At 35.8% G+C, this 24,743-nt stretch carries 25 protein-coding genes and 1 tRNA gene; 14 read left to right on the top strand and 12 right to left on the bottom strand.

Going from position 1 to position 24,743, the window contains the following annotated elements:
• Positions 1-58: 58 nt before the first annotated feature.
• The 3 genes from AQPE_RS09505 (at position 59) to AQPE_RS09495 (ending at position 3,724) form a co-directional block, all read left to right on the top strand.
• Positions 59-1,816, top strand: a complete 1,758-nt coding sequence (locus AQPE_RS09505; RefSeq protein WP_318350821.1) for a hypothetical protein — start codon at positions 59-61, stop codon at positions 1,814-1,816.
• Between the two features lie 215 nt (positions 1,817-2,031).
• On the top strand, positions 2,032-2,763 hold the full coding sequence (locus AQPE_RS09500) for a fibrobacter succinogenes major paralogous domain-containing protein (RefSeq protein ID WP_318350820.1): 732 nt from the start codon (positions 2,032-2,034) through the stop codon (positions 2,761-2,763).
• Between the two features lie 100 nt (positions 2,764-2,863).
• Positions 2,864-3,724 (top strand): tetratricopeptide repeat protein, encoded by an 861-nt coding sequence (locus AQPE_RS09495; RefSeq protein ID WP_318350819.1) that lies wholly within the window; start codon positions 2,864-2,866, stop codon positions 3,722-3,724.
• A 43-nt stretch (positions 3,725-3,767) separates the two neighbouring features.
• Here the strand turns inward: AQPE_RS09495 and AQPE_RS09490 are convergent, their stop codons facing one another.
• Positions 3,768-3,986 carry a helix-turn-helix domain-containing protein gene (locus AQPE_RS09490; protein WP_318350818.1) on the bottom strand — a complete coding sequence of 73 codons (219 nt, stop codon included), beginning with the start codon at positions 3,984-3,986 and terminating at the stop codon, positions 3,768-3,770.
• A gap of 114 nt (positions 3,987-4,100) precedes the next feature.
• On the opposite strand from AQPE_RS09490, the gene AQPE_RS09485 reads away from it, so the two are divergent.
• Entirely contained in the window at positions 4,101-4,520 is a 420-nt protein-coding gene (locus AQPE_RS09485) for a hypothetical protein (RefSeq protein WP_318350817.1), read from the top strand.
• Positions 4,521-4,592: 72 nt separating this feature from the next.
• Complete coding sequence (locus AQPE_RS09480; protein WP_318350816.1) at positions 4,593-5,033, top strand: hypothetical protein; 441 nt, start codon at positions 4,593-4,595, stop codon at positions 5,031-5,033.
• A gap of 76 nt (positions 5,034-5,109) precedes the next feature.
• On the opposite strand, the gene AQPE_RS09475 is transcribed toward AQPE_RS09480, so the two are convergent.
• On the bottom strand, positions 5,110-5,355 hold the full coding sequence (locus AQPE_RS09475) for a helix-turn-helix domain-containing protein (protein ID WP_318350815.1): 246 nt from the start codon (positions 5,353-5,355) through the stop codon (positions 5,110-5,112).
• A 117-nt stretch (positions 5,356-5,472) separates the two neighbouring features.
• Between AQPE_RS09475 and AQPE_RS09470 the strand changes: the two genes are divergently transcribed.
• The 7 genes from AQPE_RS09470 to AQPE_RS09440 all read left to right on the top strand — a co-directional run bounded on the left by AQPE_RS09470 (position 5,473) and on the right by AQPE_RS09440 (position 14,559).
• Positions 5,473-6,057 carry a hypothetical protein gene (locus tag AQPE_RS09470; RefSeq protein WP_318350814.1) on the top strand — a complete coding sequence of 195 codons (585 nt, stop codon included), beginning with the start codon at positions 5,473-5,475 and terminating at the stop codon, positions 6,055-6,057.
• Positions 6,058-6,101: 44 nt separating this feature from the next.
• Positions 6,102-7,676 carry a WG repeat-containing protein gene (locus AQPE_RS09465; protein WP_318350813.1) on the top strand — a complete coding sequence of 525 codons (1,575 nt, stop codon included), beginning with the start codon at positions 6,102-6,104 and terminating at the stop codon, positions 7,674-7,676.
• 28 nt (positions 7,677-7,704) lie between these two features.
• Complete coding sequence (locus AQPE_RS09460; RefSeq protein ID WP_318350812.1) at positions 7,705-8,943, top strand: hypothetical protein; 1,239 nt, start codon at positions 7,705-7,707, stop codon at positions 8,941-8,943.
• A 29-nt stretch (positions 8,944-8,972) separates the two neighbouring features.
• Positions 8,973-10,139 carry a hypothetical protein gene (locus AQPE_RS09455; protein WP_318350811.1) on the top strand — a complete coding sequence of 389 codons (1,167 nt, stop codon included), beginning with the start codon at positions 8,973-8,975 and terminating at the stop codon, positions 10,137-10,139.
• A gap of 394 nt (positions 10,140-10,533) precedes the next feature.
• Positions 10,534-11,112, top strand: a complete 579-nt coding sequence (locus AQPE_RS09450; RefSeq protein WP_318350810.1) for a hypothetical protein — start codon at positions 10,534-10,536, stop codon at positions 11,110-11,112.
• Between the two features lies 1 nt (position 11,113).
• Positions 11,114-12,205, top strand: coding sequence for a ComEC/Rec2 family competence protein (locus AQPE_RS09445; protein ID WP_318350809.1), 1,092 nt, complete (start codon positions 11,114-11,116; stop codon positions 12,203-12,205).
• Positions 12,205-14,559, top strand: a complete 2,355-nt coding sequence (locus AQPE_RS09440; protein WP_318350808.1) for a ThiF family adenylyltransferase — start codon at positions 12,205-12,207, stop codon at positions 14,557-14,559. Before AQPE_RS09445 ends, AQPE_RS09440 begins: the two co-directional genes overlap by 1 nt.
• A 389-nt stretch (positions 14,560-14,948) precedes the next feature.
• On the opposite strand, the gene AQPE_RS09435 is transcribed toward AQPE_RS09440, so the two are convergent.
• The 7 genes from AQPE_RS09435 to AQPE_RS09405 all read right to left on the bottom strand — a co-directional run bounded on the left by AQPE_RS09435 (position 14,949) and on the right by AQPE_RS09405 (position 19,992).
• Entirely contained in the window at positions 14,949-15,671 is a 723-nt protein-coding gene (locus AQPE_RS09435; protein ID WP_318350807.1) for a DUF5131 family protein, read from the bottom strand.
• A gap of 69 nt (positions 15,672-15,740) precedes the next feature.
• Entirely contained in the window at positions 15,741-16,778 is a 1,038-nt protein-coding gene (locus AQPE_RS09430; protein WP_318350806.1) for an AAA family ATPase, read from the bottom strand.
• Positions 16,753-17,040, bottom strand: coding sequence for a MerR family transcriptional regulator (locus AQPE_RS09425; protein ID WP_318350805.1), 288 nt, complete (start codon positions 17,038-17,040; stop codon positions 16,753-16,755). Before AQPE_RS09425 ends, AQPE_RS09430 begins: the two co-directional genes overlap by 26 nt.
• Positions 17,033-17,296 (bottom strand): helix-turn-helix domain-containing protein, encoded by a 264-nt coding sequence (locus AQPE_RS09420; protein WP_318350804.1) that lies wholly within the window; start codon positions 17,294-17,296, stop codon positions 17,033-17,035. Before AQPE_RS09420 ends, AQPE_RS09425 begins: the two co-directional genes overlap by 8 nt.
• A 192-nt stretch (positions 17,297-17,488) precedes the next feature.
• Positions 17,489-18,391, bottom strand: coding sequence for a hypothetical protein (locus tag AQPE_RS09415; protein ID WP_318350803.1), 903 nt, complete (start codon positions 18,389-18,391; stop codon positions 17,489-17,491).
• Positions 18,392-18,439: 48 nt separating this feature from the next.
• On the bottom strand, positions 18,440-19,666 hold the full coding sequence (locus AQPE_RS09410; RefSeq protein ID WP_318350802.1) for a site-specific integrase: 1,227 nt from the start codon (positions 19,664-19,666) through the stop codon (positions 18,440-18,442).
• Positions 19,667-19,918: 252 nt separating this feature from the next.
• A tRNA-Asn gene (locus tag AQPE_RS09405) sits at positions 19,919-19,992 on the bottom strand.
• Between the two features lie 106 nt (positions 19,993-20,098).
• Between AQPE_RS09405 and AQPE_RS09400 the strand changes: the two genes are divergently transcribed.
• The gene (locus AQPE_RS09400) at positions 20,099-21,112 is read left to right on the top strand and encodes an adenosine kinase (protein WP_318350801.1); all 1,014 of its coding nucleotides are present in this window, start codon (positions 20,099-20,101) and stop codon (positions 21,110-21,112) included.
• Positions 21,113-21,240: 128 nt separating this feature from the next.
• The gene (asnS, locus tag AQPE_RS09395; protein WP_318350800.1) at positions 21,241-22,677 is read left to right on the top strand and encodes an asparagine--tRNA ligase; all 1,437 of its coding nucleotides are present in this window, start codon (positions 21,241-21,243) and stop codon (positions 22,675-22,677) included.
• Positions 22,678-22,739: 62 nt separating this feature from the next.
• On the opposite strand, the gene queF is transcribed toward asnS, so the two are convergent.
• The 3 genes from queF to AQPE_RS09380 all read right to left on the bottom strand — a co-directional run bounded on the left by queF (position 22,740) and on the right by AQPE_RS09380 (position 24,717).
• Positions 22,740-23,210: a preQ(1) synthase gene (gene queF, locus AQPE_RS09390; RefSeq protein ID WP_318350799.1), complete on the bottom strand. Its 471-nt coding sequence runs from the start codon at positions 23,208-23,210 to the stop codon at positions 22,740-22,742.
• Positions 23,211-23,384: 174 nt separating this feature from the next.
• Positions 23,385-24,035: a 7-cyano-7-deazaguanine synthase QueC gene (gene queC, locus AQPE_RS09385; RefSeq protein ID WP_318350798.1), complete on the bottom strand. Its 651-nt coding sequence runs from the start codon at positions 24,033-24,035 to the stop codon at positions 23,385-23,387.
• 1 nt (position 24,036) lies between these two features.
• Positions 24,037-24,717, bottom strand: a complete 681-nt coding sequence (locus AQPE_RS09380) for a queuosine precursor transporter (RefSeq protein ID WP_318350797.1) — start codon at positions 24,715-24,717, stop codon at positions 24,037-24,039.
• Positions 24,718-24,743: the final 26 nt, after the last annotated feature.

Here is a 24,743-nt window from a genome sequence, read left to right as displayed (position 1 = left end):
AGTTTAGTTGATCGAAAAAACCTAAATTGCTTAAAATATAAAATGGATATAAATCCTCATGAAACGTCAGCTCCGGAAAGTCATTTTCCTTCCCGCCAATATAACGGTACTTACTGATAACGAAAATATTGGCTCTAAACTTATAAAAGTAACGAGGAAAGATTTTAATGATTTGCCTCTATGGAAAAAACTTACATCTTTGGTAATCCCTGGAATTAGGAAAGAAATGATTCTTGATCAGAATAATGAAAATAATTATCAGGGGAGTATTTGGAAGGCCATAGAATATTCTAAGCAACATGGATATGAAGTATTGTTATATCCGGAAAATGATTCTTCATTAAGCCTCGAAGATTTAGATTCAGGTATTCAGCATCTTATGGATAAGAACCTGACAACCGGAATAATTCATGGGAACAAAGTTGATGATTTTTTAAAGGCAAGTACAGATTTCAACATCAATCTACATAATTCCATTTTAGTTTCCAAAGACCCAGCGATTGTTGAACCGTTTTTAGAGCGATACAAACCCCTAAATTGTTATGATTCTTTTTCGCCTTTTCCAACTAAGCCTCTATGCTTTAGCATCATTTACTGGAATCCTTCCAATTCAGAAAGAAAAAGAGATATTCATATAAAGAATACTACACAATTACCATTTGAAATAAACTGGGTTATTCATCCGGGAAACCTAATATACTCTTGCTGCGAATTCCCATTTATGTCCGATAAAATTTTATTCATCGATGATTCCTTAAACGAGAACATTAACAATTTTATTAACGAAAATATTCAAAGGATTCAGAAACAAGCAAAAGAAAAAGGATGCAGTTTTGTCTATTTCTCAAAATTTCAGGAAGAAGGTCAATTACAGGATTTCTTTTTAGAATATCTGAAGTATTCATATCCTGATAGACATGTGGAATTTACATCTGATTTTCTAACGCTTCAGCATCAGTTGTCCCCTGATATATATAACAACCTATTGCTGGATTTATTGAACCTACCGGCATTTCATACTCCTGCGTTATTACGAAGTAGGGGATCAATTGCTGATGCCAGAAGTAATGAATTTTCAGTTTTTACTTTTGATATTGGGAAGGATATACAAAGTCAATTTGATTCCTATTTTGAGTTTCTGCAACCGGCAAATGATTTGACTGATGTTCGTTTCCGTATTGCAGATTTACGTAACAAAACTGTTGACGATACATTTTGGGAAGAGTCGAACAACCTTGCTGAAGATGTTATTCGGAAAATTGAATACCTGAAAGACCAAGGAATGTACTCCCTCTTGGCAGAAATCGCTTTACGAATAGTTGATAGTAATAGTGTTCCCGTTTTTAATCAGTTGGCAATAGTTGGCAAACCCCTCGAAATTAAAACAGATATAGTACCTGAGCTTAGTCGCTTGCGCATTGATTGGGTTTCGAAATACGATTTTCAAATCACACTTCCCGATTATGGAAACATGATTGTGGAAATGCCCAGGTTGCCCAAAGCACTGTATTACTTCTTTCTGAAACATCCTGAAGGGGTTATGCTAAACTCGCTGTCTGATTATAAGGAAGAATTACGAACGATTTACGAACGGATAAGCAATAAAAGCGATAAAGAAGAAATTGCCAGAAACATCGAACGTTTGGTTGACCCTTTAGATAACTCGGTTAATGTGAATTGTTCACGTATTAAAAATGCCTTTGTGAAATTGATTGATGACCGGTTGGCAAGGAGCTACTATATTACGGGATATAGGGGTGAGCCTAAAAAGATATCACTTCCAGTAGCCTTTATCGAAATAATACAGAAATACTAATTACTGCAAGATTGCAGAAATTAGCAGCTTAATATTCGTCCAGCTACTTTTACCCATGTAGCTTTATTACCATATTATCAACAAAATATTTTGCGTGGAGCAGCTTTAGCATAAGGGTTTAAGACCTGTGTGCATGGTAATAAAGCACCTGCTTCACGCATTTTTTATGAGTAAACAATTTTAATCAGGAATCAAAACCTCTAAAAAACAACACTATGAAATCAAAATTTTATTTCTCGTTAATTCTCTTTCTTCTCTTTCTTTCCGGTTGTGGAAAGGATGAAAATCCTGAAGCAGGTAACGAAACGAATGGAAAAACAACGGCCGTATTTAATCCGAATTTGACCTATGGATCAGTAACGGATCAGGATGGTAATATTTATAAAACCATCAAAGTTGGTAGCCAAACATGGATGGCTGAAAATCTAAGGACTACAAAATACAATGATGGAACAGAAATCAAGGATATCACCGATGAGTCAATCTGGTTAAATGATTGGAAATCATATAAAGATGGAGCATATTGTAATTATAATAATACAAAGGATAATGATACTATTGCAACCTATGGCAGGCTTTATAATGCATATACGTTAAAAGGCGGGAAACTGGCACCAAAAGGTTGGCATGTATCAACTGACGAAGACTGGGAAGTATTAAAAAAATTTGTAGGATATACAGACGTGGATAAGTTGAAAGAAAAAGGCGACTTACACTGGCAGGGGCAAAGTCCTGGTTCAAATGAAACTGGATTTACTGCATTAGGAGGTGGAAGCAGAAATGATTTAGGATTTGAATATATTAATTTCAAAGCTAATTGGTGGATATATACACTTGATTCAGACAGTACTTGTCCTTATGTTCAGATTCACACAGATTACTCAAATATTTTCATTAACAGTAAGGATAAAAATGTAGGTTTATCGGTACGTTGTGTCAAGGATTAATCAGTAAATTGAGTTTTTTGAAAAATGAAATCTAGTTTTCATAGAATACCAAAAATTCATAAATGCTTTAGAATTTAATTATTCCCTGACCGATTTAATCATGAAAAAGAATCTACTGGTAGTTCTAATGTTGATTTCCGCTCTTTCATTTTCACAGGACTCTATAAAATATGTAGAACAGGGTATCGAGGAAACGCTTGATTTATACACCAAAGCGGTGAAGAAACTGGAGAATCATGATATTGATGGTGCTTTTAAAGATGCTAATGAAATAATAAAAAGTGCTCCAAATTTTGCTAAAGCGTATGGTTTAAGAGGTTACATAAATTATTTTTACAAAAAAAGTCCAGAATTAGCCATAGCAGATTTTACTACACAGCTTCAATTAAATCCGACAAATGCAGGAGCTTATCTTTATCGGGGTTATTCTTGTGAAGAGATTGGAAGAATTGATGAAGCAAAGTTGGATTATGACAATGCCATTAAATTTGATAGCGAGAATTTGAACTCATACTACCGACGAGGCATTTGCAAAGCAAATCTTCAAGATTTTTTGGGCGCAATAACCGATTATGATTTCATCTTGAATTATAAAGGCGATCGGAAGGTTGAATTTGATCAATGGGCAACTGTTTATAGCGATAGGGCATACTGCCTGGCCGAGCTTAATCGGTTTAAAGAAGGTCTTTTATCAATCAATGAAGCATTGAAGCTGGATGAATCATTATGGTATAGTTGGTGTATCAGAGGTGAAATCTGCTTTAAAATGGATGAATTTCAAAAATGTATAAATGATATGGATCGTTCTATTTCTATTCAGAATCAAGGTAATGCATACTATTACAAGGGACTCGCTAATATTAAGCTTGGCAAAATAAAAGATGGTTGTGCTGATTTAGCGAAATCAAGTGAATTTGGTTTGGTTGAAGCAAAAGAAGCGATTAAAAAATATTGTAATTAAAATCACACTCTGGTTGAGAAACAAACAACTTACCTTTTCTTGTTTATTCAACATTTACCAATTCTGAAATCGTAATCTCCAATGCATGACTGATCTTATAGAGAGTTGAAATAGTAAAATTCGTCCGGCCAGCTTCAATACGTGACATATTGGCTTTTTCAAAGTTACAGATGGAAGCTAGGTCTTGTTGAGAAACACCCTTAGCCTCCCTGATTTCTTTGATGCGTGAACCTATTTTTTTCAGTATCTGGTCAGAATTCATTAGTTATCATTTCTGACAACTAAATTTTGTTTTTATATTTGATAAGCGGTTATCATATATGACAACTAAATAATTACATTGAATTTCTTTAAAACCGACTAAAACCATAAAAGTATGATTTGGGTAATTGTAATTTTCATCATTGGATATATTCTGATAAAATATTTCCTAGCCCTTAATAAGGATAATAATGATCTTCAGGGAAAAACGCTTGATGATAAATTTCATTTTATTGTCGATGAAATTAATGAGTCTGCATTTAATGGGAACGGCCATGTAACTTACATTGATAAGAGAGAATTTAATCTTTATGAAGTTGGACAAAATCAAATTGTCAAGTTTCATTATAGCTCGGGACACCTTTCAATTATATGGAAATATAAGTATTTCCAAAAGGAAGTCATACTCGAAAGGCAATTCAATGATGTACGAAATTTAAGCATTTTTGATCAACAAAGGATTGCTAAAGCTATGATAACTGAAATGACTATCGTAGTTGAAAATCACAAAGCAAATGTTTTAAATGACATTTAAACGGGTTATAAAAGTCTTCGAATTACTAAGTCATTATCTATCAAACATTAAACTAATTTTAATTCAGTACCTATGTTTAAATTATTCAAGAAAAAAGAACCAAACCCAATTTCGAATGAATGGAGTAATCTAACAATAAATCAAAGAATGTCAGTTCTGAATTTAATATTTAGTATTTCTATTGGCGATAACGGATTGGAAGACAGCAATAAAAGGGTAAGTATTTTAAATACATACATTGGATTGTTGGGGGTTAGAAGTGATCAGTGTATGGCATATTTCACATCTGAGGGCTATACAAAAATGGTAAGTGATCTTATTCCTTTAAGTCAAAAACAAAAGGAATTTTTAATAATTGCTGCTTATGAAATGATTACCCGTAATGGAAAGGCGAAAGATACAGAGTTAATCATGACAGGTAATATTTTCGAACAAATAGGAATTGATGCAGAGAGATTCATGGCGACAATTGAAAAAGCAGTAGCATTAACCAATTATTTTTCGAAGGTGTAAAATGGAAATTATTGAGAGTTAGCTTAAAAATTTAAGGCAAATATTCTTTGTCTGAGAGTGCTTTAGTTAAACTCTTCTACTTTTCATCAAACCCGTCATTAAAGAAATCCTTCAATGAAATATCCATTGCTTTCAAAATTTTAATCAAACTACTAAAACGTAGATCATGTCCTTTTTCATATCTGCCATACTGAGCTCTGGGTATTTCATTTTCAAAGGCGAACTGTTCATAGTTGGAAAAACCTCTTGCTTTTCTGACTTCTCGCAGCCTTTTAGCAAGGCTTTCAAGCTGTTGAATAGTATAATCATCTTTAGTTGCCATTAATCAAAAGAAAGATATTTTCTATTTAAATGTTACCACTTATTAGATACTACTCATTAGGTGTATTTTGTGAATATTTATACATTTATGAAAAATTCATACGATAACTGTGTAACCATGAAAATCGCAATTCTCGGTTGGGGCTCACTTATTTGGGATTCACGTAATTTAGAAATTGATAAGACAATCGGACAAAATGGTTGGTACCCTGATGGGCCAATGTTACCGATTGAGTTTTTCCGGATTTCTTCAGATGGAAGACTCACCTTAGTAATTGATCCTGATGCAGAGAAATTGCAAACGTTGTATTCGATTTCACAAATTGAAAAATTAGATCATGCTATTCTCAATCTTGCAGTTAGAGAAGGTTGTGGACGAAATAAGATTGGATGTTACAGTAAAGATTTAAAAGAGCTTCTTCCTTATGATTTTCAATTTGGACAATCTATAAAATCTTGGATAGATGACAAACAAAATATAGATGCAGTGATTTGGACAAATCTATCTGTAAAGCTGTCGTATAAAAATGGAGGTGGGATAGAAGTCAATGTTGATAAGAATAAACTAACTACATATTTAAAAAAAATATCTTCCAATAAGCAGGCTATGGCAGAAGAATATATCCGTAAAGCCCCAATTTCAATTTTTACACCAATTCGTAGCGCAATTGAGAAAGAGCTTGGCTGGACTATAATTGTCTGAAATATTACTGTTTAGCATTTTTTAATTAGAATAACTCTAATATAATGGGTAAAATAATTCTAGTCGTTGATATCGAGACCACAGGATATTTGAAACAGGGTGGAAAAATTGTTGAAATTGGCATTGTAAAACTTGATCTTGAGACTGGCGGCATTATACCTGTATACAGTTCTCTCATAAAGGAACCAGGACTGGATATTTCACATATGGCCGGACAATTCGGGTGGATATTCAGAAATTCAAATCTGACTTTTGATGAGGTGATGATAGCTCCGACTTTAGAAGAACAACGTTCTGTTATACAGCATATTCTAAATTTATATGAAGCTACTGCCTATAACAAAGCCTTTGATTTTGGTTTTCTGAAAGATCGTGGATTTCAAATAAATGAACTTCCTTGTCCAATGCAATTGGCAACTCCAATCATGAATATTGGAGGAACTATGAAATGGCCTTCGGTAGAAGAGGCATGGGGATATTTTTTCGGTAAAACAGGGTATATTGAGACACATCGTTCATTGGATGATGCAATTCATGAGGCCAAAATTGTTCATAAATTATACAAAATGGGGCAATTTGAGGTATCATACTACTGTTTAAACTCCCAGCTTCTTAATTATTATCGTGAAGCAGATGGTAGTATTGTATTCGTATATACAATTATTGGAACAACAGATGAATTCGCAATATACCGGGCCGCTCAAGGTGCTAAATATAAGGAGAATAAAGATGGGGTGCCCTTATTCTTTAGTAAAAGGCCATTAAGTACAAATCGTAATGAAATCATCCAACTTATAATTACCGAGAATGGCAGTATCAAGGTAGACGATTTTACTAAAGTATTATCACAAAAGAAGAAACTTGATGAGTACATTCTTCGCGAAAAATCCAAATTATATGATAATGTTATTTCATTCTCTTTTGGATTGGCTGTAGTTAAATCAAACAAAAAGTATGGATTTATCGATCATAGTGGGGAAATAATTATTCCATTAATTTATGATTCTGCCAATTCATTCCATGAAGGATTAGCATTAGTTTCTGCAAAAGATTGGAAAGGTTTTATTGACAGAAATGGCAACAAGATAATTGATGTTGGGGAGTCTAACTATACTGAGTCATTCTCTGAGGGATTAGCAGTAGTTTCTGATTATTGGGGTAATTTCTTTGGTTATATCGATAGCCTCGGCAACACAAGAATATCCTTAAAATACAATTTTGCTGAATCTTTTTCTTGTGGACTTGCGAAGGTTGATGTGGCTGGAACGACTAGTTTCATCAATCATTATGGGGCAGAAATAATTCAAATACAATATGATGAGGTTGAATCATTTTCTGAAGGATTAGCACTTGTTTCAAAAAACAATAAATATGGATTTATAGATCAAGTCGGGAATGAAGTAATTGCAATAAAGTATGATAAAGTTTATGCATTTTCTGAAGGATTAGCAGCTGTTAATTTAAATAACAAATGGGGTTTTATTGACAATTCAGGCTTTATTAAAATACCACTAACTTTTGATTATGCGGAATCATTTTCCAAAGGCTTTGCATATGTTTCATTGGAGGGTAAAGAAGGCAAAATAGACAAATTAGGCAATGAATATTGGAATGACTAGGTAAATATTTTCGAAGATTAATTTTCATATGACAACTAAAATTCAATCCATCCAGCAAAAAATCATTGCTTTCTTTTTTCGCCACCCAGAGGTATTTGTCAGGATGGTTTCAGAATATTTTGCTTTTAAACCAAACGAAATACAAAAATATTTTGATCGGCTTGATATAAATTCTCTCTCAAACAATTACTACACAGAATGGGATTCAACCACAATCAACGTGGTTAAACAGAAATTGGATTGGTCTTTATTTTCTGCTAGTTGTCGTTCTTTTGCTGATGTGAATTTGATTCAAGAATTTTCTAAGGAAATTGTCTGGATAAGTTCAGATCATGAAGCCGGATGTACAGGATTAGCTTGTAATCCAAAAATTCCATGGACTGAAGATTTGATAGCCAAGTACGAAAATCAAATAGATTTCACTGCTTTAGGTTATGCCGAAAGTGTTCCATGGTCAGAGAAGCTCATAGATAAATATATTGACCGGTGGGACTGGGAAGGGTTGTCGTATCAGTCAAACCTTCCATGGTCGGAGCAATTCATCGCTAGATATGAAAATTTTTGGAACTGGGATTATATTATTCTCAATGAAAAAATCCCATGGACAATACCTCTGATTGAAAAATACTTTCATCGTTTTGACCATCTGGGAACCACATCGTTTGAATCCAATGAAATATTTACCAGTAATATTGAAATCATTGAAGAGTTTGGGAATCATTTATGTTGGAATACAATAAGTCGTAACCCCAATCTTCCCTGGTACGATGAAAGTCTTTTGGAACGTTGGAAGGATCGTATTGAATGGGAGTCAATTACTTTTAACGAGTTTCTATTAAAGGATCATGCATTTTTTGAAAAGAACCTTCATCGATGGTTGGTAAAGCCGGAATACTCCTTTGACTTACTTTCCTACAATACGTCACTGCCTTGGTCCATTCCATTTATTGACCGGTTTATTGATTATTGGAGCTGGAAGAAATTAAGCGAGAATGAAGGTTTACCATGGAGCTTTGAGCTAATTGATCATTATATCGACCGATGGGAATGGGGTTATTTTGAACCTTCGGAGGATGATGCTGAATCAGATACAGGTGAACGTGGATTAATTGGGAATTCTGGAATTCCATGGAATATTGATTGGATTATCAAATATGAAGAATACATTGATATGGAAGCATTTAAAAGAGATTGGATTATCTGGGATAAAGCTTTTAAACCATTTATTGATGAAAAATTAATTAATACAGTGTTCCGGCTGATCTAAAAAAAATTGCAATAATTCATAAGTCTAAAATGAATACATCTCAAAGAATCACTACCTTTTTGTATAGTCATCCCGAGTTTCTTACTGAAATGGCTTCCCAGTTTTATGCCTTTTCTGAAAAAGAACTTGAAAAATACGAAGATAAAATCAATTGGGATAAGATCAGCCAAAACTCTGCTGTTGGTTGGAATGAAAGTCTGATTAGAAAATTCAGTCACCGTCTAGACTGGATTGCTTTCTCTCAAAATGCTGTATTTGCGGTTACAAATTTGCTCGAAGTATTTAAAGATCAGATTGATTGGGAAGGCGAAGTTGAAGATGGATTTTTCTATTCTGTCGCTTCAGGAAATCACATCATTTGGACATCCGAATTAATAGATAAATATCAGGATAGGTTAAATTTCAATTACTTGTCAATGAATGAGCAAGTTCAGTGGTCGGAGCAATTAATTGAAAAATACAAAGATCGTTGGAACTGGGGTAATATTCTGATGAATGATTCAATTCCATGGACATTGCCTCTGTTGAAAAAGTTTATTTCTTGTATGGACACCAGTATGTTTTACTTTCAGTTTCATCCTATTCTAACTGGACAACTAGATATTGTTGAAAAATACTGGGATTTATTTTGCGTAAATGCCATTTGCATGAATTCAAATTTGCCATGGAAAGAAAAGGATTTACTAACCCGGTGGAAAGACATTTTGGATTGGCGTGGATTGGCAGGAAATACCGCTCTTTTTAATGACCCTCAGTTTTTTGAAAATAATCTTGATAAATGGCTAAATGGACCTGATGACAAGTTTGAAATATTGTCAGGGAATCAGGCTTTGCCTTGGTCGATTCAGTTTCTTGAACGCTTTGAAAATCGCTGGGACTGGGAAAAACTAAGTCAATGCTCATATTTACCATGGAGTGCTGAACTGATAGACCGTTTTGCTACCAATTGGGAATGGGGAGGTAAATGTGATGGCTATATTACTGAGGATGAGGATGGAAATCAACTTCCAGTGCCTATCCCAATTAGCAATTGCTATTCTACTGGCATAGTGACCAATCCTCATTTACCGTGGACTATTGATTTCATTTTAAAATATCAATACCGTTTAGATCTAGATCAGTTAGCAGAAAATGAAGGTGTTTGGGAGAAAATGTTTAAACCTTTTTGGGATAAAAATCTACTTGATATGATGTAATAATCAATATACGTAGACCAAAATCTCAATTAATCTTTTAAATTTAGTTTGCTGATTGTTTATTTGAAACTGTCCAGATAACTAATCCTTACAAGACGAACCAGAAGAAGATGTTCCAAAGTCAATAAATCAACATTCACTACAAAATAAACTGCATATAAAAAATCAGCTTTAGTTCAATAAAATAGATAATAACGAGTGATGACTGCCATGTCCTAATATAACTAAACAAACGACTTGGATATGGAATATCCTGATTGTTAATAATATTTAGTTCTTGGAAGAACAACATTAAGATAAGTTATTTACATTTGAAATTATAAATCATAACAGATTGAATCTGAGATGGCGATACATTTCATGAATAATAAAATTCTGCTTAATATCTCTCTTTATGAATTTTAAACTCTATGATATTTTATCATCTCTCGTTCCAGGATTTCTACTTTTGCTGGTTATACTTGAATTTTTCAATTTATCTTTTGATAATAAATTAGTAGTACCCTATACTGCGATTGCTTTTTTATTTGGCTATTTGGTAAATACTATTTCAAGTTGGTTAGAGGATATCTACTTTTTTACATGGAAAGGTAAGCCTTCGGATTGTTTACTCAACGGGAAGGACATCTGGAAAGTTAGATTTTATGAAAGTCAAAAAGCAAACGAGTTATTAAAAGCGGAGACCACAAAATCTGATCCTACAAATGATGAGCTATTCTCAATTGCAATGCGATATGCAAATCAAAAAGATAGTCGAGTTGAAGATTTCAATTCTTCTTATGCTTTTTCTCGCTCATTATTAACATGCGTTTTAATCGGAGGTATATTTTTATTAATCAGAAATTATAATGACTTAAAATTCTATTTACTGATAATCCCCGCTATAATAATAGTTTGGTTGAGGTGCAAACAACGAGGATATTATTTTTCAAGAGAAGTGTTATTGGTATATCTAAAAAATAAAAACTCCTAATATGACAGTTGCGGAAAAAGTAATTAAACCGACAAAGGCAGGTATTTTTAGAACCGTTTTTTTATATACGGGTCAAGGTGAATCAACGCTTTTGGTTATTCCTACGGGGTCAAAAGTAAATGACTACATGTTTGTGCTAGTCGATTGTGATAGAGACAAGGAGCCAAACGAAATTGATTTGATAGAAATGTTTAAAGACTTATTTGTAACCGATGGCGAGCTGAGCATTTTTATCAATACTCATCCGCATAATGACCATATTGGAGGTATCAAAGAGGTCTATGATGAAATCGGTTTTTCTGAAGTCTGGCATTCAAATCATAAGCCTGGAGGAGAGCATAAAAAGAAGTATAAAGACTTTCAGTATGTAGTGGAAAAAGTTGGGAAAAGTAACGAATATTTCTTGCTTGGGTCTAATGCTCTCAACAAAATACGGACATCAGACGATAAAGAAGTAATAAAAAACATAGGGTTAGTTGATTATCAGATACTATCTCCGGCTGAATATCTATGTGAAGATATTGAGGATGCTGATGCTAATGAACGTAATAGGCGAATACACGAACAGTGTGGTGTTATCAAATTCACTTACGGCAAAGAAGCAAAAAGCATATTATTTACTGGTGATTCTGATAAGAAAGCATGGCAGGAGCATATTACAGATTACCACATGGACAATCTTCCCTCCTTTGTTTTAAGTGCTAGTCATCATGGTTCCAGAACTTTTTTTAAAGATGATGAAGACGATGATGATGTTTATGAAACACATATTGAAAATATCAAACCGACTTACTTAATCATAAGTGCTCCAAAACAGGACGATAGCCCTCATGGTCATCCTCATGATGATGCATTGGAATTGTATAAAAAACATGTTGATGAAGATGGGATATTCCATTTAGGAGCGAATGTCATATCCGTAATTGTCGACATTGATTCCGATGGTAATGTAGATGTCAATACCGACAAGGAATTGATTGAAGAATATGGTAAAGGAAATGATGATGACGATGATGACTCAAGTAAAAATACTGCTCGCAATATTTATATTGGATCGCAAACTTCTAAAATTGATAATAAACCAATGGGATAATGATACACTGGTTCAAAAAACATCCTGAATTTCTTCGCCAAGAAAGTACTGCTTTATCTAATGACCTAAATTACAGAGAAATACATCAATTTAGAGATCAATTATTTATTTCACATGGGAACATTTTAGTTAGACTAAATGAAATTCATCGTTTCCCCATACTAATCGTTTATTCTGACGCTACTCCATATAGGTTACCTTTGATTTTTCCTTTGAAGCATAACCTCCATAAAGAAGAAATTGAACAATTAGCTTCTTTATCACTTTATAAAGTTCAAGAAACAATAAAACCTTTAATTCTTTATTATTATCATTTACGTCATCAAAATAGTTCAGGAGAACTTTGTACCTTAGAACAAGATAGCTTAGACAATGGTAGCAGCTTTTTTGGGATTACAACAATACTTCAAAGGGTAAGGGATTGGTGTGCGGGTCATATTACGAATAATTATCCAACTGATAGCGAAGAGGTTGATTTTTATTCACATTTTAATTTTATAAATAATGAAATCAAGTTAATATATCCTGAACATTTTTTAAATGATAAATTTTTAGAAGGAGACTGTTATGCAACCCTTTATAATTTCGTTCCTGGAGGCAGATATTTTAAAAATGATAAATATTTATACCTTGGTTCTTTTCTTGATGGGATAGGTAAAAGTGGATTATTTGAACAAGTACATATAAATTTAGATCGCCATCTTATTGATCCAAAATTAAAGACTTCTCTGGATTTATATAATCATTCTGAAATAGTTAATGATCTTATAACTAAGAAACTTCTATTAAAAGCACATTGGTTTCAAATTGAAAATGAGCCAAAGCCATTTCAATTAGTAAATGATTTGATAAAAATCGTTGGGAATGGTAGTTATGATAATGGCATTAGTCGAATTACAGAACGTTGTCAAAGTTCCTTTAAGCAAATCCCTGATTTATTTCTACTTGGATTACGCTTTCCAAATAGAAAAGGTATTAATGAATTTCAATTGTTTAAAATTTTAAAAAGTGATACGTCCCCACCATATATCATTAAATTTAGTCCTAAAGAAAGAATGCAAAACATTCTCGGTCAGTTTGAAAAAATCGAAGCAATAGAATGTGAAAAAATAACTGAAACCACTTTTCATCAACGTAACAGTAAAATAGCAGATTATGACATTTTAAAGAAAGTCTCTGTAAATGTCTTTGGTGTTGGTGCTATTGGAAGTGAAATAGCTGACTGTATGTCCAAGGCTGGAACAGGCCTGCTAACCCTTTTTGACAATCAAACCATAAAAGCACATAATGCTGTTCGCCATTTGGCTGGTTTGAACCATATTGGTGAACCAAAAGTAGGTGTGGTTGCTGAAATATTGAGTAACCATAATCCTTTTATTACTATTGAAACAAGACCATTAAATCTGTATGATCTCGACATTAGCCAGGATCTTTATGATGATTCTATTACTGTTTCTTCTTTGGCAGATGATAGTTTAGAAGGATTTATAAATCAGCAACTAGTTATTGCAAATAAAATAGCATTCTATGTGCGAGCCTTACGTGGAGGTAAAGCTGCAAGAATATTTCGTGTTGTACCAGGAAAAGACGCATGTTTCCACTGTTTATCACTTTACAGAAAAGAAGATAAAGAATTTATTGAAATTTCTGAAGATCCTTCTTATCCAACCTTAATGAATGAATGCAATAATCCTATTCGGCCTGCAAGTGCTGCGGATCTGAAATTCATAGCCTCTTTTACATCACGGCTTTTACTTGAGTATCTTCAGGCGTTTGAATCTGATCAAAATCACTGGATTTGGTCTTCAGAGGTTTTACCTAATACACCTATTCAAACACCATACCAGTTCTATTCACAGCATATATCGCCACATCCAGATTGTTATTATTGCCATCATGACAATCTGATAAATATTTCCATAACCGCTGAAAATTTGGCATATATGCAGGGATTGATTAGTCAGAATCCTAGGATGGAAACTGGTGGAGTTATGGCAGGATATACGGATGAAAAAGGAAATATTCTTATAACTGATGTTTCAGGTCCAGGTCCAAAAGCTTCACATGCAGCAACAAAGTTTGAAAAAGACGTTGAATATTGCCAAGCTTTTTTAGACGAGTTATATATTCAATCACAACAACGTAAGGTTTATGTTGGGGAATGGCATTCACACCCTTCATCTAATAATAACCCAAGCGGACAAGATATTCGAAGTCTTTCTGAAATTGCAATTCAAAAAGATTATTTAACTGATACTCCAATAATGATTATTTTTTCAAACGAAGGAATACCTTCTTGTACGATTCACCCTGCTGGTAAAAGATATTATTTTACAAAAATAGAAATGAAATAAATTAAACCACTCCTCTATTGCAAGCAGGATTTCATTTGGGTTCTTTAAAAGCCATTAATAATATCTTTCAAGAATACCCAGTTTGGAGTTTCTGGCAGTTATTAAGTCATAATATTTACCATTTTCCGAAAATTGTTCAGAGAAAAACACAAGAATCAGTCTCAATTGGTAATTATTCTTTACGATTTTCAAAGTTGATGATTTATTGAAATAGCAGAAAATAGATAAAATGGCGAAAAATGCAATTGTTTGATTGCTCTACTTCCTGAATATATCCATAAATTAAATGTAATAATCCTGATCGCTCTATTCGCTAAATAAGTTGATAATGTATTTAAAGAGAAAGCCTACCCCGAAGAGTAGGCCTTAACTCAGCTCATTCTAAACCACTAACCCAGGCAGCTTTCAACTTTCGGAATATCCTGATAATATATACCATCCAACCTACAACCATATTTTTCTCGGGGATAACCACCCCACTGTTTAAAAACAAACGTACATCCCTGACTATCACATCGGTCTTTTAATGATCGTACCCACGCCGATCTAACACCACGAAATCCCGGTCCAGATTCACCACCAATAAAAGCCCATTGTATGCCGGTCAAATCAACGTCACCCATTTCACTCAATAATGGCTCGAAAAACACCACCTTATAAATAGCCTTTGTATCCCGAAGAAGATCAATACGATGCTTATATTCAGCGTGTTCAACCGTCACTCCCATCAGCAAATTCGAAGGCCATATCAGGTCGTTTCTGTATTGATACATTATTTCAGCACGTTTTGTCAGGACAAGAAAAAGATGCTTGGGGTTGGCAGCAATCACCTCAAAAACTTTTTGGATAAACTCAAGGGGAACATCCTTATGAAATAAGTCAGACATGCTGTTTACAAATATTCGGCTGGGTTTGAGATCATCGAAGTTGCGACTTAATTGTCCCGGATGTAGGGTTAATTTAAATCCACCGGAATACTTACTTACACCATCAAATTGCATCTTCTCTGCTCTGGGTATAGCATAACAATTAGCACAGCCCATCGATATTGGGGTACATCCGGTTGTCGGATTCCAAGATATTTCACTCCATTCAGTTATATTTCTGTTCATAATTTCGTTTAATTTAAAATGTCCATCCATCTTATTCCCTAAAGAGATTGGATGGATGGACAATCGGTTTTATTCAATTAAGCCTCTACTTTTTGCTTCCATTACATCGTTTCCAACCGTACTTTTGGAAATTTTCATACCTTCAGAGGTCATTCTGTCAGCAATCTCTTGATAGGAAATTTCAGGAGAATATAACTCGACTACTCGACTTATTCTGCGTTCTTTCATCTGTTTTTTCTCATCAAAATTCACTACCAAATTATCGAAATCAACTCGGTCATCTGTCATTGTAAAATATTGATTTTCAAACAGCAACTTATAACTATGCGTTTTCATATCATCAGTCAAATAATTACCTTTCACGATACAGACATGCCGATATTGGGCATCGTTTGGATCACGTCTGAGCTCAATTACCTGGCGAGCTTTTCCTTCAATTCCTTGCGAGCCCAGTAAATTGCTTTTACTCGGTGGTAAATCTTCCGTTCGTTTTCCAGTGTGGTGTAGGAAGATTACCAAACAATTGTGTTTATCTGTCAGCATAAAAAATTGGTTCATAAACCCACGGACTTTATTCACCTGATTCATATCCCCAGGATATAAGTCGGAAAACGCATCGATAATAACACAGTCTGCCGGAGTTTCCGTCAACAAAGCATCTAAATCTTCGTAGGGGTGCTCAAGAGAAAACACATATTTCAGATTCTCAAATCCAGCTGTATTTCCGTCCTCCCCAACAACTTTATTCAACAAATACGAAATCGCATATTTATCATCTTCTGTTGAAACATATATAACCCGGTTGTGCTCAGCATTGATTTTCCAACCCAAAAAATCATTATCTCCTCGTGCTATAGAAATTGCGAGTTGGCGTAAAAACGTGCTTTTACCGGTATCACTAGATCCAGCAAAAACGGTCAATCCTGTTTTGGGGAAAATGGGTTCTATAAGAGTAGGCAACTCTTTGATATTTAGATCATATAAGTATTTGGCCGAATAACTATCTGACATTTTATATTCTGGCTCAGATGAAAAATTTGGAGACAACCTTGGCGTTTCGCTCGTAAATTTATTATACCCATTAAATCCCATTCTTATTCTCTCCATTCTTTATATTATTCTTCAAAAAATTCTCACGCATCTCTCTCGGATACAATATTTTACCACCAATCTGCACATAACCAATCAGCCCTTCAGCTCTCCAGCTTGCCAGCGTTCGGGTCGAAATCTTCCAGTTTCTAATCAAATCAGCATTATCCCAAACTTCGTTTTCACCAACGCTCTTTCTCAATTTATTCACTTCTATAACCAGCTTACTCATTTCATCATTTAATTCCTTCAAGCGGAAGCTAACATCGCCATTATTCATTACTTAGCTCCTTTCTGCCAACTCGATTGGCTTCTAACACGGCGATAATCTCATCATACTTATACAACCACATATTATCAAGCTTATAGGCTGGAATCGTCCCGTTGATACGGAACGTTTGTAACGTGGAATCGCTGATATTCAGCATCTCACGAACTTGGGAGGATCTCATCCACGTGGGTTGAGGAGCTGTAAAATTCCGGATTTCCTCACTAATCACTGTCCGAAACACTCTTAAAAATTCTTCTTTCTTCATTAAATTGTAAATTTTTACTGCAAAGCTTAATTACAATGCATGGCAAATTTAAGTAGTTGATATTTAACGACAAATAGATTTTAAGTCCGCATTTTGAAATGCGGAATAAAGAAAATGCGGACTCTTTAGAAAGGCTGATTTTATTGATATCTCTAGCAAAAAGTCCGCAATTTATTTTAGAATATTTTTAGATTATATTTGGGGGAGGAGCATCCCGCAAAGTTCATCGATTGATTGTTTTTTGCTTGGATTTTTTAGTTTGTGATTCCTATGCCAACCTTTTTGCAGTTCTGTTTCTTGGCAGGTAAAAATTTGAGTTAAATATTTCCATTGTTGGGCAGGCATACTTTCAAGGATATCTGTATTGCACAAGCAATCAATAAAATATTTAAGCTCGTGAGGTTCTTTGTGCCAATTTATTTTTTTGTCTGGTATTTGACCTTGTAGAAATTGGGTGATATATTTTGTTTTAGTTCTTGTAACGAATGACTGATCTAATAATCTTTGGACAAAGGCTGGTCTGGGAAAATTTCGTCTTTGAGCCTTTAGTTTGAACCCAGTGATATTTGAATTTCGATCTCTTGTAAAATGTTTTTTTGCAAGTCTATATGCCGGAATATCTGGATATATACGTTTAAACTTTCTGAGTGCATATTTTATTATTTGATCTATTGCATAATTAAGCTCATCTTCAAATTCTAATTCAAAACTTTTATCAACTGTATTATGAAGATCGATTAAATCATATAATAAACTAGTATAGAGTTTTAAATCCTGGTCGAATCCATTGAGTTTACTTTTCTCAAATATAAGTATTTGACTTATACGAATTTGGTTAAGAAATTCTTCATGGACATATTGATCAAAAGTTAATTCATATTCACGTTCATTGGTTTTGGGATCAAGTAAGATCCCTCGATCATCGTTCCATGCGAGAATCCGGATGCAGTCAAGAATGCTTCCATCTTTAATAAGCCATGTGTTCGGTTCAATTGGATTTTCAAAAAGGAACCTTAAATATTCCTCGCCATCAGATGTAACTACCCTTTTCAAAAATCTAATTGGATTCTCTAGAGTCGATTCAATACGGTCCATAACCTGAATAATTTTGATCACCCAAGCTATAATATTTTTTTCAGTAAATCAACTGACTTCTCGCTGAAGTAATTTTTCCGCAACTTTTCCCATGTCATGCGATGTTTTGGTATCCACTACCTTGCTGTATATCTGTGTTGTTTTTAGCGAAGTATGACCAAGCATTTTTGATACAGTTTCAATAGGCACACCGTTGGTTAAGGTTACAGTTGTAGCGAATGTATGACGGCCAAGGTGCATCGTAACGTGTTTACTGATTTCGCATAATTCGGCTATTTCAGCTAAATAAGAATTCAGTTTCTGATTACTTTTTACAGGCAGTAATTGGTTATTTATTAAGCATTCAGGATCATCTCGATACTTATCAACTATTGACTGTGCGGCTGGTAAAAGTGGAATACTTGCACGGACACCCGTTTTCTCGCGCTCATAAATAATCCAGTTTTTACCATCAATACCTTTCGTTATACTGTCTGGCTTAAGTCTTTCCAAGTCAGAATATGAAAGTCCGGTATAGCAGACAAACACAAAAACATCACGAACTTGATCTAATCTCTTGATTCTGAATTTGTGGGTTTCTATCCTTTGTAGTTCATCGGAAGTTAGGTATCCCCTTGAGCCTTGTTTAAAAGTAGTTTTATGCTGAAGAAAAGGGTCTCTGTCTAAATAACCCAATTCCATTGCAAAATGAATGACCTTCTTCAACTGTTTAAGGTGTTTCATTATGGTATTGTGTTCAATTCCATAGCTTGTTTTAAGAAAGATTTCGAATCTACGGATAAAAAGAACATCCAGGTCTGATAATGCAATATTGGTACATGCATATTCCTGGCTCAAAAAAAGCTTAATCCTATTAAATGTTGTAATATACTGGTCTATCGTATTTCGGGTATATTTCTGGCCTTCCTCTTTCTCAATTAAGGCGTTGTTCATTTCAAAAACCTGCACCAGATAATATTTCTTTAGATTTTTCCCAATCAAATTATCACGCAAAACGGATGCTGTAATTACTTCTCCCCGCTCATTCAGCGCATTATAGTCACGTTTGACCCGGCTGTCAAGGCTATCAAGGTAGTCGGTTAAAATACGGGCAGCTTCAGAACGTCCTTTTGCTCGTTGTGTGTCAGAATCCCATTTAGAAACTTCAACTTTTCTGTTTGTCGAAACTTCCGAACGTTCGCCATTTACTGTAATTCTCAGGTAAATTGGGATCAGCCCCTTCTTATCAACCTGCCCTTTTTTCAAAAAAAATAAAATACTCAAATCGTACTGCATCCTAAAAGTTTAAAATTTATACACAAAGTTACCTCAAACACGTAGGTTAAGGAAGTGCAAAATGATGCATTAAGATGCAAATAATGAGATGATTACAGCGACTCAGGTGACTAATTTGTCAATTTAGGATTTAGTCACCTATATAGACACCAGAAGATCGAGAAATACCGTGAATTTCAGGGTAGGTTAAAAACAAAAAACGCCTGAAACCATTGATTTCAAGCGTTATAATGAATTATATTACATAATTTGCTCTCCAGGTAGGACTTGAACCTACGACCTACGGATTAACAGTCCGCCGCTCTAACCAACTGAGCTACTAGAGAATTTTGTTGTGGCTCTCGCCTGTATTGTGAACGTTTTGCTTTTAAAGCGTTGCAAAAATAGTAGCTTTTCCGAAAAGAAAAAATATTTTTGCAAAAAAATATTTTCATGAAATCATTTACTGGCGCTCAAATCAAGAAAAAATCAGTTCTCGGAATCGGAAATGCACTCATTGATGTTTTGATTACAATCACGGATGATGCTGTATTACAAAAATTTGGACTTCCAAAGGGAAGCATGACTTTAGTGGATGCTATTCTTTCTGCTGAAATAAAAAAAGAGACAAAAAATAGTAAAAGAAGTATTCAAACAGGAGGTTCGGCTGCGAATACAGTGCATGGAATCGCCAAATTGGGAGGCCAGTGTGGCTATATTGGCAAGATTTCCGCTGATGAATTTGGAGATTTTTACCTCGAAGACTTCAGGAATAATAAAATCAATACTCATTTTTTTTACAGCGAAACCGGAACTGGACATGCAACGGGATTAATCAGTCCTGATTCGGAGCGTACTTTTGGCACTTATTTGGGTGCTGCAATGGAATTGACCGCCGATGAAATGACTCATGAGATCTTTCGCGATTATGGAATTCTGCACATTGAAGGTTATTTGGTGCAAAACCATGCATTGATTGAAGCCGCCATGAGAATTGCCAAAGAAAACGGCTTACTGGTCTCAATCGACATGGCCAGCTTTAATATTGTGGAAGCAAACATCGATTTTCTTCACCGTATCATCCGCGAATATGTCGACATCGTTTTTGCCAACGAAGAGGAAGCCACATCGCTTACTGGTAAAAGTCCTGAAGAGGCACTACTCGAAATTGCAGAAATGTGTTCCATTGCTGTTGTAAAACTTGGAGCTCATGGTTCTTTAATTAAGTCGGGAGATCGTGTTATTCGTATTGATGCTATTTCGGCAAAAAGTATTGACACTACAGGTGCCGGCGATATTTATGCAGCAGGGTTTCTATACGCATTGACAGAAAACCTCGATCTTGAAATTGCAGGAAAAATTGGGTCATTATTGGCCGGGAATGTGGTTGAAATAATTGGAGCCAAAATTCAGGATGAAACATGGAGTAAACTTCTTCCTCAAGTAGAATTGCTAAAAAAGAGTTGAGGTTTCGTTCAGAATCTTAAATTATTATAACCTGACCCGAGTTTTAAGGGGGACGGCTGTGTTTTCAGGCAGAAAAACATATTTTTGTACCTATTAGAATTATTTTGAATCAGACAACAACATACAGCATGAAGCGACTAAAAATCAAAGAAATCCTGAAGGGAGAATTAATTGGACAACAAGTAGTTGTTAAAGGTTGGGTACGAACCAAAAGAGGTAGCAAAAACGTCAATTTTATTGCTTTAAATGATGGGTCAACCATTCATAACCTTCAGGTTGTTGCTGATGTTGAAAAGCTTGGCGAAGAATTACTGAAAGATATCAATACAAGCGCCGCTTTGGGAATTACTGGCGAATTGGTTGCTTCTCAGGGAAGTGGTCAGTCGGTAGAACTGAATGCCACCGAAATCATCATTTACGGTAAATCCGATCCGGATAAATACCCGATTCAGCCGAAAAAGCACAGCCTCGAATTTTTACGCGAAAATGCCCACTTGCGCTTCCGTACTGCTACATTCAGCGCCGTTTTTCGCATCCGTCATGCCATGGCGTTTGCCATTCACAATTATTTTAACAGCAAAGGTTTTGTGTATCTGCACACGCCAATTGTGACCGGATCAGATGCTGAAGGCGCCGGACAAATGTTTCGTGTAACAACTCTTGATGCTAAAAATCCACCGCTTTTGGAAGACGGATCAATCGATTATTCTCAGGACTTCTTCGGAAAGCCGACTAACCTGACTGTTTCCGGACAGTTGGAAGGCGAACTTGGCGCAACTGCTTTGGGTGAGATTTATACTTTTGGACCAACTTTCCGTGCCGAAAATTCGAATACCGCCCGTCACTTGGCTGAGTTCTGGATGATTGAACCTGAAATGGCATTCTATGAACTTCAGGACAACATGGATTTGGCTGAAGATTTCCTGAAAAGCCTGATCAAATATGCGCTCGACAATTGCATGGATGATCTGGAATTTCTGAGCAAACGCCTTCAGGAAGAAGAAAAGAACAAACCAATGGACGAGCGTTCGATGGAGCTGGTTGAAAAGCTTCGTTTCGTTTTGGAGAACGATTTCATTCGTTTGCCTTATACCGAAGCCATCGAAATCTTGAGAAACTCGAATCACTACAAAAAGAATAAATTCCAGTACCCGGTTGATTGGGGTACCGATTTGCAAAGCGAACACGAACGCTATCTGGTTGAAAAACATTTTAAGAAACCGGTTATTCTGATCAATTATCCGAAGGATATCAAAGCGTTCTACATGAAACAGAATGCTGATGGCAAAACAGTTGCTGCGATGGATGTGTTGTTCCCCGGAATCGGCGAAATCATTGGAGGGTCGCAGCGCGAAGAAGATTTGGATAAGTTGGTTACCCGTATGGATGAAATGGGCGTTCCGGCTCACGAAATGGAATGGTATCTGGATACCCGCCGTTTTGGAACAGTGCCTCATGCTGGTTTTGGATTGGGATTCGAACGTCTGCTACTTTTCGTAACAGGCATGGGAAATATCCGCGATGTAATTGCTTTCCCACGTACGCCAAAGAATGCTGAATTCTAATACGCAGCACCACTATAAAAGAAAATGGATTCTTGCTTGTTGCAGGAATCCATTTTTTGCTTTTAGCGGTTGGTAATCTTCTCCGGATACAAATCGTGGTTCATCATACGGTATTCGGCCATTTGCTCGTATTTGGTACCGGGTTTTCCGTAATTACAATACGGGTCGATGCTGAGGCCGCCACGGGGCAGGAATTTTCCCCATACTTCGATGTATTTCGGATCCATTAGGGCAATCAAGTCTTTCATGATGATGTTCATGCAATCTTCATGAAACGCACCATGGTTGCGGAAACTAAACAGGTACAGCTTTAAACTTTTGCTTTCAACCAATTTCTGATCGGGAATGTAAGTCAGGTAAATGGTTGCGAAATCGGGCTGGCCAGTGATGGGGCAGAGGCTGGTAAATTCCGGACAATTGAATTTCACCATGGTATCGTTCTCCGGATGTTTGTTGTCGAAGCTTTCCAACATCTCCGAAGAATATTCAAACAGGTATTTGCTTTCGTTTCCGAGACTTTTTAAAGTATCCATTTTCATTCAATATTTAAAGTATTTTACTCTTTCAGCTTAACAAACAGGAAAAAGTCAATAGTCATTTGGAAATATTCTAAAAGCAACTTTTCGAATGACTGATGACAATTTCCTATTGACAATCAGTTCGATATCAATTTTAATTCAACAAATTTCGAACAAGATTGCTAATGACTAATGTCTTTTTTCTAAATAATTTTCCAATCCATTTCTGCGCAGTTGGCAAGCGGGACAATGTCCGCAGCCGTCACCAATAATGCCGTTGTAGCAGGTTACGGTTTGCGAGCGAACCAGGTCGAAAATGCCCAGTTCGTCTGATAGCGCCCAAACATCTTGTTTCGATCTCCACATGAGTGGTGTGTGAATGCTAAATTTATAGTCCATCGACAAGTTCAGAGTTTGATTGAGCGAACGGATAAACTCGTCGCGGCAATCGGGATAACCGCTGTAATCGGCCTGTCCGACACCGGTAACCAGATTTGGAATGTCTTTCCCTTTGGCAAAGATGGCAGCGAAGGTCAGGAACAGCATGTTTCGTCCTTCAACCAAGGTGTTTGGCGGGCGGTTTTCAGGCTTGTTTTCTTCCACATCCATGGCCTGATCGGTCAATGAATTGTGGGTGATTTGTTTCAATAAATCCAGATTCAGCAAGGTAAATGGAACGCCAGCTTTTTCGGCAATGGCGCGTGCGGCTTCTTGCTCGATGCGATGTCGCTGTCCGTAATCAAAACAAAGCGTTTCTACCTCGTCAAAATTTTTCAATGCCCAGAAGAGACAGGTGGTTGAGTCCTGTCCTCCGGAAAAAACAACTAATGCTTTTGTCATTTTAAATCTCTTTTAAACGGAAAAGATTGTACGAAAGGTTGGTGTCATAGGCGTCCACTCCTTCCACGCGTTTCACGAAATTAACCACCCAGATGGTGACGGGCAGAATCAGGATTTCGTAAACGGTTTTCAACGTGGCCTGAGTAAAAATCATAGTGACAAGTACGCCGATTGGGAAAACTCCGGCAAATGCGATGCTGATAAAAATCAACGAATCGGCACTTTCGCCAACTAAAGTTGATGCGATTGCCCTTCCGGAGAAACCTTTGCCTTTGGTCAGCACTTTCATGCGGCTCATCACAAACGCATTCAGGAACGAGCCAATTAAATAGGCGCTTAAACTTGCAATAACAATTCGTGGTGTGTTGCCCAAAACGGTTGAGAATGCTTCCTGATTTTGCCAGAAAGGCGCTCCGGGAATTACAATTCCGGCGGTAAAAAACAACACAGCCAAAATATTGACGGCAAACCCTGTCCAGATAATCAGGCGTGCTTTTTTAAATCCCCAAACTTCGGTAATCACATCGTTCAGGATGTAAGCAATTGGGAAAATCAACACTCCTGCGGGTGCAGCCCACGATCCGATCATTAAAATTTTAGTAGCTAGAATGTTGGAAATCAACAAACAGGTGGCAAATAAAATGCCGGCAAGCATAAAGATTACAGATACTTCTTTTTTCATTTCTTGTTTTTTACGTGGTTACCAAG

Origin of the sequence: Aquipluma nitroreducens, assembly GCF_009689585.1 — a bacterium.
Lineage (GTDB): Bacteria > Bacteroidota > Bacteroidia > Bacteroidales > Prolixibacteraceae > Aquipluma > Aquipluma nitroreducens.
The sequence above is the reverse complement of the archived record's forward strand: the minus strand, read 5'-3'. Positions and strand labels throughout refer to the sequence as shown.

Excerpts from the sequence above, each read along its gene's own strand:
- AQPE_RS09465 (WP_318350813.1), top strand. The coding sequence starts at position 6,102 with ATGGGTAAAATAATTCTAGTCGTTGATATCGAGACCACAGGATATTTG.
- AQPE_RS09380 (WP_318350797.1), bottom strand. The coding sequence starts at position 24,717 with ATGAAAAAAGAAGTATCTGTAATCTTTATGCTTGCCGGCATTTTATTT.
- AQPE_RS09420 (WP_318350804.1), bottom strand. The coding sequence starts at position 17,296 with ATGAAGAAAGAAGAATTTTTAAGAGTGTTTCGGACAGTGATTAGTGAG.
- AQPE_RS09435 (WP_318350807.1), bottom strand. The coding sequence starts at position 15,671 with ATGAACAGAAATATAACTGAATGGAGTGAAATATCTTGGAATCCGACA.
- asnS (WP_318350800.1), top strand. The coding sequence starts at position 21,241 with ATGAAGCGACTAAAAATCAAAGAAATCCTGAAGGGAGAATTAATTGGA.
- AQPE_RS09400 (WP_318350801.1), top strand. The coding sequence starts at position 20,099 with ATGAAATCATTTACTGGCGCTCAAATCAAGAAAAAATCAGTTCTCGGA.
- AQPE_RS09450 (WP_318350810.1), top strand. The coding sequence starts at position 10,534 with ATGAATTTTAAACTCTATGATATTTTATCATCTCTCGTTCCAGGATTT.
- AQPE_RS09460 (WP_318350812.1), top strand. The coding sequence starts at position 7,705 with ATGACAACTAAAATTCAATCCATCCAGCAAAAAATCATTGCTTTCTTT.
- AQPE_RS09415 (WP_318350803.1), bottom strand. The coding sequence starts at position 18,391 with ATGGACCGTATTGAATCGACTCTAGAGAATCCAATTAGATTTTTGAAA.
- AQPE_RS09440 (WP_318350808.1), top strand. The coding sequence starts at position 12,205 with ATGATACACTGGTTCAAAAAACATCCTGAATTTCTTCGCCAAGAAAGT.
- AQPE_RS09455 (WP_318350811.1), top strand. The coding sequence starts at position 8,973 with ATGAATACATCTCAAAGAATCACTACCTTTTTGTATAGTCATCCCGAG.
- AQPE_RS09480 (WP_318350816.1), top strand. The coding sequence starts at position 4,593 with ATGTTTAAATTATTCAAGAAAAAAGAACCAAACCCAATTTCGAATGAA.
- AQPE_RS09485 (WP_318350817.1), top strand. The coding sequence starts at position 4,101 with ATGATTTGGGTAATTGTAATTTTCATCATTGGATATATTCTGATAAAA.
- queF (WP_318350799.1), bottom strand. The coding sequence starts at position 23,210 with ATGGATACTTTAAAAAGTCTCGGAAACGAAAGCAAATACCTGTTTGAA.
- AQPE_RS09475 (WP_318350815.1), bottom strand. The coding sequence starts at position 5,355 with ATGGCAACTAAAGATGATTATACTATTCAACAGCTTGAAAGCCTTGCT.
- AQPE_RS09425 (WP_318350805.1), bottom strand. The coding sequence starts at position 17,040 with ATGAATAATGGCGATGTTAGCTTCCGCTTGAAGGAATTAAATGATGAA.
- AQPE_RS09445 (WP_318350809.1), top strand. The coding sequence starts at position 11,114 with ATGACAGTTGCGGAAAAAGTAATTAAACCGACAAAGGCAGGTATTTTT.
- queC (WP_318350798.1), bottom strand. The coding sequence starts at position 24,035 with ATGACAAAAGCATTAGTTGTTTTTTCCGGAGGACAGGACTCAACCACC.
- AQPE_RS09410 (WP_318350802.1), bottom strand. The coding sequence starts at position 19,666 with ATGCAGTACGATTTGAGTATTTTATTTTTTTTGAAAAAAGGGCAGGTT.
- AQPE_RS09500 (WP_318350820.1), top strand. The coding sequence starts at position 2,032 with ATGAAATCAAAATTTTATTTCTCGTTAATTCTCTTTCTTCTCTTTCTT.
- AQPE_RS09495 (WP_318350819.1), top strand. The coding sequence starts at position 2,864 with ATGAAAAAGAATCTACTGGTAGTTCTAATGTTGATTTCCGCTCTTTCA.
- AQPE_RS09505 (WP_318350821.1), top strand. The coding sequence starts at position 59 with ATGAAACGTCAGCTCCGGAAAGTCATTTTCCTTCCCGCCAATATAACG.
- AQPE_RS09470 (WP_318350814.1), top strand. The coding sequence starts at position 5,473 with ATGAAAATCGCAATTCTCGGTTGGGGCTCACTTATTTGGGATTCACGT.
- AQPE_RS09430 (WP_318350806.1), bottom strand. The coding sequence starts at position 16,778 with ATGGAGAGAATAAGAATGGGATTTAATGGGTATAATAAATTTACGAGC.
- AQPE_RS09490 (WP_318350818.1), bottom strand. The coding sequence starts at position 3,986 with ATGAATTCTGACCAGATACTGAAAAAAATAGGTTCACGCATCAAAGAA.